Annotated in this window: 11 protein-coding genes and 1 other annotated feature; of the genes, 8 read left to right on the top strand and 3 right to left on the bottom strand. The window is 54.5% G+C overall.

The genetic code is table 11. The features are described from left to right. Positions 1–140 precede the first annotated feature (140 nt). The gene (locus tag EDF82_RS18605) at positions 141–1,367 is read left to right on the top strand and encodes a DUF3748 domain-containing protein (protein ID WP_123757000.1); all 1,227 of its coding nucleotides are present in this window, start codon (positions 141–143) and stop codon (positions 1,365–1,367) included. A gap of 1 nt (position 1,368) precedes the next feature. On the opposite strand, the gene EDF82_RS18610 is transcribed toward EDF82_RS18605, so the two are convergent. Continuing rightward, positions 1,369–1,701, bottom strand: coding sequence for a YceK/YidQ family lipoprotein (locus EDF82_RS18610; protein ID WP_123757001.1), 333 nt, complete (start codon positions 1,699–1,701; stop codon positions 1,369–1,371). Between the two features lie 243 nt (positions 1,702–1,944). Continuing rightward, positions 1,945–2,018, top strand: a sequence feature (ROSE (Repression Of Heat Shock gene Expression) occurs in the 5'-region of heat shock genes and acts as an RNA thermometer to modulate expression.). On the opposite strand from EDF82_RS18610, the gene ibpA reads away from it, so the two are divergent. The 3 genes from ibpA (at position 2,012) to EDF82_RS18625 (ending at position 4,827) form a co-directional block, all read left to right on the top strand. Next, complete coding sequence (gene ibpA / locus EDF82_RS18615) at positions 2,012–2,425, top strand: small heat shock chaperone IbpA (RefSeq protein ID WP_123757002.1); 414 nt, start codon at positions 2,012–2,014, stop codon at positions 2,423–2,425. (Overlaps the previous feature by 7 nt.) A gap of 120 nt (positions 2,426–2,545) precedes the next feature. Then, positions 2,546–2,974 carry a small heat shock chaperone IbpB gene (gene ibpB, locus EDF82_RS18620; RefSeq protein ID WP_123757003.1) on the top strand — a complete coding sequence of 143 codons (429 nt, stop codon included), beginning with the start codon at positions 2,546–2,548 and terminating at the stop codon, positions 2,972–2,974. Between the two features lie 191 nt (positions 2,975–3,165). Beyond that, positions 3,166–4,827: a putative transporter gene (locus EDF82_RS18625; protein ID WP_123757004.1), complete on the top strand. Its 1,662-nt coding sequence runs from the start codon at positions 3,166–3,168 to the stop codon at positions 4,825–4,827. Here the strand turns inward: EDF82_RS18625 and EDF82_RS18630 are convergent. Continuing rightward, a complete protein-coding gene (locus EDF82_RS18630; RefSeq protein WP_123757005.1) occupies positions 4,795–5,541 on the bottom strand; it encodes a GntR family transcriptional regulator in 747 nt (248 codons plus the stop codon). The genes EDF82_RS18625 and EDF82_RS18630 overlap by 33 nt on opposite strands. 298 nt (positions 5,542–5,839) lie before the next feature. On the opposite strand from EDF82_RS18630, the gene EDF82_RS18635 reads away from it, so the two are divergent. Further along, positions 5,840–7,462 (top strand): alpha-glucoside-specific PTS transporter subunit IIBC, encoded by a 1,623-nt coding sequence (locus tag EDF82_RS18635; RefSeq protein WP_123757006.1) that lies wholly within the window; start codon positions 5,840–5,842, stop codon positions 7,460–7,462. Beyond that, positions 7,459–8,781, top strand: a complete 1,323-nt coding sequence (locus tag EDF82_RS18640; RefSeq protein WP_123757007.1) for a 6-phospho-alpha-glucosidase — start codon at positions 7,459–7,461, stop codon at positions 8,779–8,781. Before EDF82_RS18635 ends, EDF82_RS18640 begins: the two co-directional genes overlap by 4 nt. 45 nt (positions 8,782–8,826) lie before the next feature. On the opposite strand, the gene EDF82_RS18645 is transcribed toward EDF82_RS18640, so the two are convergent. After that, positions 8,827–9,690: a helix-turn-helix transcriptional regulator gene (locus tag EDF82_RS18645; RefSeq protein WP_123757008.1), complete on the bottom strand. Its 864-nt coding sequence runs from the start codon at positions 9,688–9,690 to the stop codon at positions 8,827–8,829. Positions 9,691–9,860: 170 nt separating this feature from the next. Between EDF82_RS18645 and EDF82_RS18650 the strand changes: the two genes are divergently transcribed. Both EDF82_RS18650 and EDF82_RS18655 read left to right on the top strand, forming a co-directional pair. Further along, entirely contained in the window at positions 9,861–11,579 is a 1,719-nt protein-coding gene (locus tag EDF82_RS18650; protein WP_123757009.1) for a solute:sodium symporter family transporter, read from the top strand. After that, the gene (locus EDF82_RS18655; protein WP_123757010.1) at positions 11,576–13,069 is read left to right on the top strand and encodes a sulfatase-like hydrolase/transferase; all 1,494 of its coding nucleotides are present in this window, start codon (positions 11,576–11,578) and stop codon (positions 13,067–13,069) included. The genes EDF82_RS18650 and EDF82_RS18655 overlap by 4 nt, the downstream gene beginning before the upstream one ends. Positions 13,070–13,090 lie beyond the last annotated feature (21 nt).

Here is a 13,090-nt window from a genome sequence, read left to right on the forward strand (position 1 = left end):
TTCATCAGGGTATATACCCGTCATACTCCAAGTTGCATGTGCATTGGCTGTCCTCGCTCACCCAGTCACTTACTTGAGTAAGCGCCAGGGGATCCCCTGCGTTGCCGCCTTCCTGCAACTCGAATTATTTAGGGTATCCCATGAAGCAAGTTACTTTTTCTGCACGTAATCATCAGCTTACCAATACCCGCACCTGGACGGCGGATAGCCAGTGGCTGGTCTTTGATGTTCGACCGTCAGGTGCGTCTTTTACCGGTGAGACTATTGAACGCGTCAATGTGCAAACCGGCGTCGTCGAAACGCTTTATCGCGCCGACCATGGCGCCCATGTTGGCGTCGTCACCGTACATCCATCGGCCGATAAATATGTCTTTATTCATGGCCCCGAGCGCCCGGATGAGCACTGGCAGTACGATTTCCACCATCGTCGCGGCGTGGTGACGTCTCAGGGAGAGACGCACAATCTTGACGCGATGGATATCACCGCCCCCTATACGCCCGGCGCGTTGCGCGGCGGCAGCCACGTCCATGTTTACAGCCCGGACGGACAAGCGGTGAGCTTTACCTATAACGATCATGTGCTTCATGAACGCTCAGCCGCGCTGGATCTACGCAACGTTGGCGTCGCGGTGCCCTATGGTCCGGTCATTCCTCAGGGGCAGCATCCGCGGGAGTATGGCGGTAGCCACTGGTGCGTGCTGGTGAGTCGGACCACGCCAACGCCGGTGCCGGGCAGCGATGAGATTAACCGTGCGTATGAAGAAGGCTGGGTGGGGAACCATGCGCTGGCGTTTATTGGCGATACGTTGTCGCTCAAGGGCGAAAAAATTCCGGAGTTGTTCATTGTGTCATTGCCGATGAGCGAGCAGGGCTGGAAGCAGGCGGGAGACGCGCCGCTGGCGGGCACTGACGCCACTCTGCCGGCCCCGCCAGCCGGGGTGATGCAACGCCGTTTAACCTTTACTCATCAGCGCCGCTATCCGGGGCTGGCCATGACGCCGCGACATTGGGTACGGGCCAATCCGCAGGCGACGCAGATAGCCTTTTTGATGCGGGATCAGGCGGGAGTGGTTCAGCTGTGGCTGATTTCGCCGCAGGGCGACAATCTGCGTCAGCTCACCCATAACGTGAATGACATTCAGTCGGCCTTTAACTGGCACCCGTCAGGGGAATGGCTGGGGTTCGTGCTGGATAACCGCGTGGCTATTTGTCATGCCCAAAGTGGGGAAATCTCATTTTTGACTGCCGATCATGAAAACCCACCGTCAGCAGATGCTGTGGTGTTTTCACCGGACGGGAAGCATCTTGCCTGGATGCAGGATACGGGCGGCTATCGTCAGCTGTGGATAACTGAGGTCGCGTTTTAGATCAGGGTAATGGCATGTCCGCTGGCGGGATCACTGAGTTGGTCGCCAGCGTCGCTTTCTCACTTTTTTCCACGCGCGATTTTATCGAGCTATCGGTGCGGAACATGTCCCACGGCAACAGCAAGGTGTCCATCACTGCAGTGAAGGGCATATCCAGTACCACCAGGGATTTGGTTCCCCAGTTGGCATCTTCGTTACCCAGCATCTGCGCGCTGGCACGGGTTCCCGGATAGGTGCCTTCCTTGCCGCCGGTATGTGACATCACGCTGGAGCAACCGCCTAAACCCACAACTCCGCTGAACAGTAACAGCTTTAACAGACCGCTTTTCATCATTCTTCCATCGTAGTGTCGGGCATTGAGATAACCTTCACATCGGTTATATCGAGCCATCCCGAGAATGCCTAGCGTTATTGCGCTGCACTGTGGCAGCCATCGCATTTTGCCTTTTGTGCTTTCCACCCAGTCTAAGCAATCAGCAGGAAACTGCAAAAAAAATTGGTTTAACGCGCTTGAAAACGTCGGGATAAACCACATTTTAAGAATGTAACCCGATGAGGAGTACGCCTGCGGGGTATTCCGGGTAATAACGACCTGTCCATGATGGAAGGTCAACCACTCTCGCTGATTTCAGGAGCTATTTGTTATGCGTAATTTCGATCTCTCTCCGCTGTATCGTTCTGCTATTGGTTTTGACCGCCTTTTCAATCTGTTAGAAAACAATCAGAGCCAGAGCAATGGCGGCTACCCTCCGTACAACGTTGAGCTGGTAGATGAAAACCATTACCGCATTGCTATCGCCGTGGCCGGTTTCGCCGAGAGCGAACTGGAGATCACCGCGCAGGATAATCTGCTGATTGTCAAAGGCGCCCACGCGGACGAGCAGAAAGAGCGGACCTATCTTTATCAGGGCATTGCGGAGCGCAACTTTGAGCGCAAATTCCAGATCGCGGAAAACATCCATATCCGCGGCGCAAACCTGGTAAATGGCCTGCTGTACATCGAACTGGAACGCGTGATCCCAGAAGCGGACAAACCGCGTCGTATCGAAATTAACTAAGTCGTTTGGGCCGCACGCGCTGCGGCCTGATAACAACCCAAATATGCCTGCCGTCAGGGGGCACATGCGAATCCACGGGATTTGCAGATATTCACTCGCTTCTTAGAAGGAGAAACACCTATGCGTAACTACGATTTATCCCCGCTGCTGCGTCAATGGATCGGTTTTGACAAACTGGCCAACGCGCTTCAAACCACCAGCGAAAGCCAGAGCTTCCCGCCGTACAACATTGAAAAAAGTGACGATAACCACTATCGCATCACCCTTGCGCTGGCAGGGTTCCGTCAGGAAGATCTGGATATTCAGCTGGAAGGCACGCGTCTGAGCGTCAAAGGGACGCCGCAGCAGGCTGACAAAGAGACAAAATGGCTGCATCAAGGGCTGGTCAGCCAGGCCTTTAGCCTGAGCTTCACCCTGGCAGAAAATATGGAAGTCTCCGGCGCCACGTTCAATAACGGGCTGCTGCACATTGAGTTAACCCGTAACGAGCCGGAAGTGGTTATCCCGCAGCGCATCGCGATTAGCGAGCGCCCGGCACTCAACAGCTAATACGACCATTTCCTATAAAGCCCCGATTCTCGGGGCTTTTTTTTGCACGCTAATCCCGAAGATTCACGATTAAGCCAGCGCGCTACGTCGTTCCGATGACCCGCTGATTATTGTGCGCCAGGCTGCATACAGACCCTGAGGCTTAGGCCATAATCCCTGATGTTGATGGTGTTATTCACAGGGAGCAGGCGATGAGTGATATAGCATTGACCGTCAGCGTACTGGCGCTGGTGGCGGTTGTCGGGTTGTGGATCGGCAGTGTCAAAATCCGCGGCGTCGGGTTTGGGATTGGCGGTGTGCTATTTGGCGGCATTATCGTTGGCCACTTTGTGGATCAGGCGGGGATTGCCCTCAGCAACCCGATGCTCCACTTCATCCAGGAATTTGGCCTGATCCTCTTCGTCTATACCATCGGTATTCAGGTGGGGCCGGGGTTCTTCGCCTCGCTTCGCGTCTCCGGGCTGCGGCTTAACCTCTTCGCTATCCTGATTGTCATCCTCGGCGGGCTGGTCACCGCCATACTGCACAAGCTTTTTCAGATCCCGCTGCCGGTGGTGCTGGGGATTTTCTCCGGCGCGGTGACCAACACCCCTGCGCTCGGGGCCGGGCAGCAGATTCTGCGCGACCTTGGCGTACCGTTCGACGTGGTCGATCAGATGGGGATGAGCTACGCCATGGCCTATCCGTTCGGCATCTGCGGGATTTTGCTGACCATGTGGCTGGTGCGCCTGTTCTTTCGCATTAACGTTGAAAAAGAGGCCCAACAGTTTGATGAAAGCAGCGGAAACGGCCACTCGGCGCTGCAAACCATCAACGTCCGCGTTGAGAACCCCAACCTGAATAATATGGCGATTCAGGACGTGCCGATGCTCAATAGCGACAAGCTGATTTGCTCTCGCCTCAAGCGCGATGAGCTGCTGATGGTGCCCGCGCCGACCACCCTCATTCAGACCGGCGACCTCCTGCACCTGGTGGGGCACCCGGCGGATTTACATAACGCGCAGCTGGTCATCGGAATGGAAGTGGCAACCTCCCTTTCAACCCGTGGTACCGACCTGAAAGTTGAACGGGTGGTGGTGACCAACGAGAAAGTGCTAGGCAAGCGAATCCGCGACCTGCATTTTAAACAGCGCTATGACGTGGTGATTTCGCGCCTCAATCGTGCCGGGGTGGAGCTGGTGGCCAGCAGCAATGCCAGCCTGCAGTTTGGCGATATCCTCAACCTGGTGGGACGCCCGGAAGCGATTGACGCGGTGGCCGCCGAACTGGGCAACGCCCAGCAAAAACTGCAGCAGGTGCAGATGCTGCCGGTCTTTATCGGCATCGGTCTGGGGGTGCTGCTTGGCTCAGTGCCGCTGTTTATTCCCGGCTTCCCGGTGGCGTTGAAGCTGGGGCTGGCCGGCGGGCCGCTGATTATGGCGCTGATCCTCGGGCGAATCGGCAGCATCGGCAAGCTCTACTGGTTTATGCCGCCGAGCGCCAACCTGGCGCTGCGTGAACTGGGGATCGTGCTGTTCCTCGCGGTGGTTGGGCTGAAGTCCGGCGGCGATTTTGTCGCCACGCTGACGGAAGGCGACGGGGTCAGCTGGATTGCCTACGGCATTTTTATTACCGCCATACCGCTGCTGACGGTGGGGATCCTGGCGCGATTGCTGATGAAGATGAACTATCTGACCCTGTGCGGCATGCTGGCCGGTTCGATGACCGACCCGCCAGCGCTGGCTTTCGCCAACAACCTGCACGCCACCAGCGGCGCGGCGGCGCTATCTTATGCCACGGTCTACCCGCTGGTGATGTTTTTACGCATTATCACGCCGCAGCTACTGGCCGTGTTGTTCTGGGGGATGAGTTAGCGGGGTATCCAGGTGGGCGCGCCGCAGATGGTAGTCCACCTGATATTCGCTGGCGTTACGGAACATCACCGAATAGTTGAGAAACTCGCCGCTATCGCTATAAGACAGGGAGGTAATACGCAGCAGCGGCGTCTGCTCCTGCACGTTCATCGACCGGGCCAGCTGCTTGTCGGCGAGGACCGGCGTCAGGCTCTCGTAGTTACCGCTGATGGTGATCCCGCACTCTTTCTCAATGTAATCAAATTTCGACCCCTCCAGGTGGATTAGCGACAGGTTGCGGAACAGTTTGACCGGCATATAGCTGTCCTCCAGCATCAGCGGTTTTCCGTCCACGTAGCGCACCCGGCGCGAGAAGTAGATCCGCTCGTTAATCTGGATGCGCAGCTGGCTGGCGATAGCCGGTGGCGCCGGCATCACTTCGAAGATCAACACCTGGCTCACCACCTCTTTCCCCTGTTTATGCAGCACTTCGGCAAGCCCGGTGAGGTTGGTGGTCTCGTGGTGCACGTCTTTGCGGGCGACATAGGTCCCTGAGCCATGACGCCGCACCACCAGCCCCCAGCTAATCAGCAGCTCGATTGCCTTACGGATGGTCATCCGCGCCACGCCGAACTCTTCCGCCAGCTTTTTCTCACCCGGAAGCGGACTGCCGATATTGAAATCGGAGGAATTCAGCCGAAGGCGCAATCTGTCTGCAATAGATTTGTAGATCACCAGTAGACCTCTGTCCCGCTTTTTTAACGGTGTGTGAATGGATAGAAGTGGTCAAAAAATACACTTAATACAGCAAGCTATGAAGTGGCGTCCCCAAAGCGATGGTCAGCGTTATTCATCATGTCTATTTTTAACACCAAAAGTAGACAACATTGCTGTAATTAAAACCATGAAAGCGATCACGAATCGCAGCGCCATTGCATGTCGCCAGTCCAGTAAATTCCTATTCTCGCTTTAGGCCGATACTCAAGACAAATAAGGCCTCTTACCCTACTGGTTGCTCTATGAGGATTTTAAAATGCTCAGTCAAATACAACGTTTTGGCGGCGCCATGTTTACCCCGGTTTTACTCTTTCCTTTCGCCGGGATCGTGGTCGGTATTGCCATTATGCTGCGCAACCCGATGTTCGTCGGTGAAGCGCTGACCGCTCCTGATAGTTTATTTGCGCAAATTGTTCACATTATTGAAGAAGGCGGCTGGACTGTATTTCGTAATATGCCGCTGATTTTTGCCGTTGGCTTACCCATTGGTCTTGCAAAGCAGGCTCAGGGCCGCGCCTGTCTGGCGGTACTGGTGAGTTTCCTGACCTGGAACTACTTCATTAATGCCATGGGGATGACCTGGGGGCATTTTTTCGGCGTCGACTTTACGGCTGACCCGACCGCCGGAAGCGGCCTGACGATGATCGCCGGTATTAAAACACTGGATACCAGTATTATCGGTGCGATCGTTATTTCCGGGATCGTCACGGCACTCCATAACCGCTATTTTGATAAACCGCTGCCGGTTTTCCTCGGTATTTTCCAGGGCTCCTCGTTTGTCGTCATTGTGGCCTTCCTGGCGATGATCCCCTGCGCCTGGTTAACGTTATTGGGTTGGCCAAAAGTGCAGATGGGCATTGAGTCTCTGCAGGCATTTTTACGCTCAGCCGGGGCGCTGGGAGTCTGGGTCTATATTTTCCTTGAGCGTATTCTGATCCCAACCGGCCTGCATCACTTTGTCTACGGACCGTTTATTTTCGGCCCGGCGGTGGTGGAAGGCGGCATCCAGGTGTACTGGGCGCAACATCTGCAGGAATTCAGCCAGAGCACTGAACCGCTGAAAGCCCTGTTCCCGGAAGGCGGCTTCGCCCTGCATGGCAACTCCAAAGTCTTTGGTTCCGTCGGGATTGCGCTGGCGCTCTACTTTACCGCCGCACCTGAAAACCGCGTCAAGGTGGCCGGCCTGCTGATCCCGGCGACGCTGACCGCGATGCTGGTGGGGATTACCGAGCCGCTGGAGTTCACCTTCCTGTTTATCTCTCCACTGCTGTTTGCCGTCCATGCGGTGCTGGCCGCGACCATGGCAACGGTGATGTATATGTGCGGGGTCGTCGGCAACTTTGGCGGCGGTCTGCTGGACCAGTTCCTGCCGCAAAACTGGATCCCGATGTTCCACAACCACGCTTCGATGATGTTCATCCAGATCGGTATCGGGGTGTGCTTCACCGCGATCTACTTCGTTATCTTCCGCAGCCTGATCCTGCATTTCAACCTGAAGACCCCGGGCCGCGAAGAGAGCGAAATCAAACTCTACAGCAAAGCGGATTATCAAGCGGCGCGCGGCAAGACCAGCGCGGCAGGCGCGACGGAATCCAAATTAGGCCAGGCCGCAGGTTTCCTGCAGGCGCTGGGCGGCGCGAGCAACATCGAAAGCGTCAACAACTGTGCCACCCGGCTGCGTATCACGCTGGTTGATATGGCGAAAACACAAAGCGACGACGTCTTTAAAGCGCTGGGCGCGCACGGGGTCGTGCGGCGCGGCAACGGGATTCAGGTCATCGTTGGCCTGCATGTTCCCCAGGTGCGCGACCAGCTGGAATCCCTGATGAAAGAATCTCTACAGACCGAACACACCACCATGACGGAGGCAGTATCATGAAAAAATTCTCAGTTGTTATCGCAGGCGGCGGCAGTACCTTCACTCCGGGTATCGTTTTGATGTTGTTAGCAAACCAGGACCGTTTTCCGCTGCGGGCACTGAAATTTTATGACAACGACGGCGCGCGTCAGGAGACCATCGCCGAAGCGTGTAAGGTGATCCTCAAAGAGCAGGCGCCGGATATCGAATTCAGCTACACCACCGACCCGCAGGCGGCCTTTACCGATGTCGATTTTGTGATGGCGCATATCCGCGTCGGCAAATATCCGATGCGTGAAAAAGATGAGAAGATCCCGCTGCGCCACGGCGTACTGGGCCAGGAGACCTGCGGACCTGGCGGTATCGCTTACGGGATGCGCTCTATCGGCGGCGTACTGGAGCTGGTGGACTATATGCAAAAATATTCGCCGAACGCGTGGATGCTGAACTATTCCAACCCGGCAGCTATCGTGGCGGAAGCCACCCGTCGTCTGCGTCCGAATGCGAAAATCCTCAATATCTGCGATATGCCGATCGGCATTGAAGGGCGGATGGCGCAAATCGTCGGCCTGAAAGACCGTAAACAGATGCGCGTGCGCTACTACGGCCTGAACCACTTCGGTTGGTGGACCTCAATTGAAGACCTGCAAGGGAACGATTTGATGCCGAAACTGCGGGAACATGTGGCGAAGTTTGGCTATGTTCCGCCATCTAACGATCCGCACACCGAGGCCAGCTGGAACGACACCTTCGCCAAGGCCAAAGATGTACAGGCGCTGGATCCGGACACCATGCCGAACACCTACCTGAAGTACTACCTGTTCCCGGATTACGTCGTCGAGCACTCCAACCCGGCGCGTACCCGTGCTAACGAGGTGATGGATCACCGTGAGAAAAATGTCTTCAGCGCCTGCCGCTCGATTATTGCCGCGGGTCAGTCTTCCGCCGGCGACCTGGAGATCGATGAGCACGCCTCCTACATTGTGGATTTGGCGACCGCCATTGCCTTCAACACCCAGGAGCGCATGCTGCTGATTGTGCCGAACAATGGCGCTATCCATAACTTTGACGCCGATGCGATGGTGGAGATTCCGTGCCTGGTCGGCCACAACGGCCCGGAACCGCTGACCGTCGGCGATATCCCGAACTTCCAGAAAGGGATGATGAGCCAGCAGGTCGCGGTAGAGAAACTGGTGGTTGATGCCTGGGAGCATCGCTCCTACCACAAACTGTGGCAGGCGATTACGCTGTCGAAAACCGTGCCGAGCGCTTCCGTCGCTAAAGCGATTCTCGACGACCTGATCGAAGCCAACAAAGACTACTGGCCGGAACTGCACTAACCCTCCCACGCCGACCGGCATCCATCGGGTGCCGGTCATTCATTATCAGCACCTCCGATTTAGTACTTCCGACGGCGCGTAGCCAAAGCGACGCTTAAACGCCTTGCTAAAATGAAAAGAGTCAAAGAAGTTGAGCATTCCCGCGACCTTACTCACCGAGCTTCCCTCCTGCTTTAATAACGACTGCGCCAACTCCAGTTGCGCATTGAGGTAATATTCTTTTGGTGTTTTTCCGGTATGGCGCAGGAACAGGCGTCGTAACCAGGGCTCGCTACACTGCATGGCATCAGCCATATCGGCTACGCTCCAGCGCTTTTGCGGGTTGGCATGTAGCGTGGCAATCAGATTTTCCAGCTTTTGCAACTGGCGATCTTTATTACCATTTTCCGCAATCAGGCAAATCCACTGATAAATTATTTTAGTGAGGTAGGCGACAGCCAGATTATTCTTTAGCGGATCGCTTTCGGTAATCAACGCTGCCACTTCGCTGAGTTCTCTATTAAATACATTGCCATTATAAATTGTTGCGGTTTGAAATATTGGTAGTGGCATCAGCGTGGTGGGGATAAACTCCATCCAGTACTGTTCCCAAATTAAGCCGGCGCAGTGATAGGATTTTATATCCGTTGGTTTTAAAAATATGACGCAGTTCCCATTCAGAGTAATTTGAGAATTATCTTTCAGAATTATTGTTCCGCACCCCTGAAGGGTATATATCGCTACCCACGAGTTCGCTATTAGCGGTTTCTTTTTATCTCGTGGCCAGCTTACACGGTAGTTTTCATCCGCCAGGGTATGCCACAGTGAGATCAGGGAAATCCCGCTTGAGATCACATTTTCTTCCAGAACTAACGGGATGTTATACGTGGTTTCGTTTTTTACATGCGAAATATGTATTTTTCCATTCATTTTAAAATCCCATCAGCGAATGATGCCGGTAACCTGAACGGTGACTTTAGCAAAAGAGATCCCTTCAGGGATACATTGCATTGACTTTATTAATCTCAACGCCTTACCCGGATAAGCTATTCTCCTGTACCTGATAGCCCCGGGATATAATGATAAACAAGGGCTACAAGATGAATACGATACAAATTTTGAGCTTTGTTGGTTTTACACTGCTGGTAGCTATCATTACCTGGTTAAAGGTAAGAAAAACGGATACCGGTTCACAGCAAGGTTATTTTCTTGCCGGACGTTCGCTGAAGGCACCGGTCATTGCCGCATCACTGATGTTAACCAACCTGTCGACCGAGCAACTGGTTGGATTATCCGGCCAGGCCTATAAAAGCGGTATGTCGGTAATGGGCTGGGAAGTGACCTCGGCGGTCACGCTGATCTTCCTGGCACTGATCTTTTTGCCGCGCTATTTGCAGCGAGGCATCGCGACGATCCCGGACTTTCTTGAAGAGCGGTACGATAAAACCACCCGTATTATTATCGATTGCTGTTTTCTGATAGCTACCGGCGTGTGTTTCTTACCTATTGTTCTCTACTCCGGCGCACTGGCGCTGAACAGCCTGTTTCATATTGGCGAATCCTTGGGGCTGGCGCAGGGGGCGGCTATCTGGCTGCTGGTTATTTTGTTGGGGCTGGCCGGGATTATCTATGCCGTGATCGGCGGAATGCGTGCTATGGCGATTGCCGATTCCATTAACGGAATTGGTCTGGTGATTGGCGGTTTGATGGTGCCGGTGTTCGGGCTTATCGCTATGGGGAAAGGGAGCTTTTCTGAAGGTATCGTGCAATTGACCACTGTGCACGCCGAAAAACTCAACTCAATCGGCAGCAGCACCGACCCGCTACCGTTTGGCGCGGCGTTCACGGGCCTGATTCTGGTGAATACCTTCTACTGGTGTACGAATCAGGGGATTGTTCAGCGTACCCTGGCGTCAAAAAGCCTGGCTGAAGGGCAGAAAGGGGCACTGCTGACCGCCGTACTGAAAATGCTCGACCCGCTCATTCTGGTGCTCCCTGGGTTAATTGCTTTTCATCTCTATCAGGATCTGCCGAGTGCCGATATGGCCTATCCGACACTGGTCAACAAGGTGTTGCCGCTACCGCTGGTGGGCTTTTTCGGTGCCGTGTTATTTGGCGCGGTCATCAGTACCTTCAACGGTTTTTTAAACAGCGCCAGCACCTTGTTCAGCATGGGTATTTATCGCCGCATCATCAACCAGGATGCCCAGCCGGATCAGCTGGTGCGCGTTGGACGCAAGTTTGGTCTTTTCATCGCCGTGATTTCCGTGATCGTCGCCCCGTGGATCGCCAATGCGCCGCAGGGATTGTACAGCTGGATGAAACAGCTTAACGGGGTTTATAACGTTCCGCTGGTTACGATCATTATCATGGGATTCTTTTTCCCACGCATCCCGGCCATTGCCGCCAAAGTGGCGATGGGGCTGGGGATTGTCAGCTACATCACCATCAACTACCTGGTGAAGTTTGATTTCCACTTTCTCTACATTCTGGCCTGTACGTTCTGTATCAACGTCGTAGTGATGCTGGTGATCGGCATTATTAAGCCGCGCGCCACGCCATTCAAATTTCATGACGCTTTCGCCGTCGATATGCAGCCGTGGCGGCATGTGAAGATTGCCTCCGTCGGCATTTTGTTCGCCATGATTGGTGTTTACGCCGGGCTGGCTGAATTTGGCGGGTACAGCACACGCTGGCTGGCGGTGAGTAGCTACACCATCACGGCGGCGGTGGTGATGTATCTGATTTATAGCCACTGTCGTACACGCGGCACCATCCAGACAACCCCCTCTGCTACTGACATTAAGGAAAAATCATGAGTCGCCCCAATTTTTTATTCATTATGACCGATACACAGGCGACCAATATGGTGGGCTGTTATAGCGGTAAGCCACTCAATACCAACAATATTGATAACCTGGCTGCGGAAGGGATCCGCTTTAATTCCGCCTATACCTGCTCGCCGGTCTGCACGCCTGCTCGTGCGGGGCTGTTTACCGGTATTTATGCCAGTCAGTCCGGTCCGTGGACAAACAACGTCGCACCGGGGAAAAATATCTCCACGATGGGGCGCTATTTCAAAGATGCGGGCTATCACACCTGCTATATCGGAAAATGGCATCTTGATGGCCATGATTATTTCGGAACCGGCGACTGTCCGCCGGAATGGGATCGTGACTACTGGTTTGACGGTGCGAATTATCTTGCAGAGCTGACAGAGCAAGAAATCAGCCTGTGGCGCAATGGGCTGAACAGTGTCGAAGACCTGCAGGCCAATAATATCGATGAAGCTTTTACCTGGGCGCATCGCATCAGTAACCGCGCGGTGGACTTCCTGCAGCAGCCGGGTCGTTCTGGGGAGCCCTTCCTGATGGTGGTCTCTTATGATGAGCCGCACCATCCGTTTACCTGCCCGGTGAATTATCTGGAGAAGTATCAGGATTTTTACTACCAGCTGGGGCCGAAGGCCCATGACTCACTGGACGACAAACCGGAGCATCACCGCCTGTGGTCGCAGGCCATGCCCTCTCCGGTGGGTGAAGATGGCAGCTACCATCATCCACTCTATTTTGCCTGCAATGATTTCGTCGACGACCAGATAGGCAGAGTCGTCGACGCGTTAACTCCTGAGCAGCGTGACAATACCTGGGTCATTTATACTTCCGATCATGGCGAGATGATGGGTGCCCACAAGCTAATCAGCAAAGGGGCGGCGATGTACGATGATATCACGCGTATTCCTTTGATTATGCGCCCTCCGCGTGGGACATCGCAGCAGGTTGACACGCCGGTCAGTCATATTGATTTGCTGCCCACCATGATGGCGCTGGCAGGGATCGACCAGCCGGATATCCTGCCAGGCGAAAATATCCTGAACGTCGATGCCTCCCGCGGGGTGATGGTGGAGTTCAACCGGTATGAAATCGAGCATGATAGCTTTGGCGGCTTTATTCCGGTGCGTTGTTGGGTGACAGATCGCTGGAAACTGGTGCTTAACCTGTTTACCAGCGATGAGCTTTACGACAGGATCAATGACCCGGATGAGTTAGAGAATCTGATTGATGCGTCTGAACTCGCTGACGTTCGTCGCCGGATGCACGATGCCCTGCTGGAATACATGGATAAAATACGCGATCCGTTCCGCACCTATCAGTGGAGCCTGCGGCCCTGGCGGCCGGATGCGCAGCCGCGCTGGATGGGCGCTTTTCGGCCGCGCCCTGAAGATGGCTACTCGCCCGTTGTTCGTGATTACGATACCGGTCTTGCGACGCAAGGGGTGAAAGTCGAAAAGAAAACGCAGAAATTTTAATGGTGGTCTGGCGGCACGGGT

The organism is Klebsiella sp. BIGb0399, from assembly GCF_003752615.1.
GTDB classification, from domain to species: domain Bacteria; phylum Pseudomonadota; class Gammaproteobacteria; order Enterobacterales; family Enterobacteriaceae; genus Klebsiella; species Klebsiella lignicola.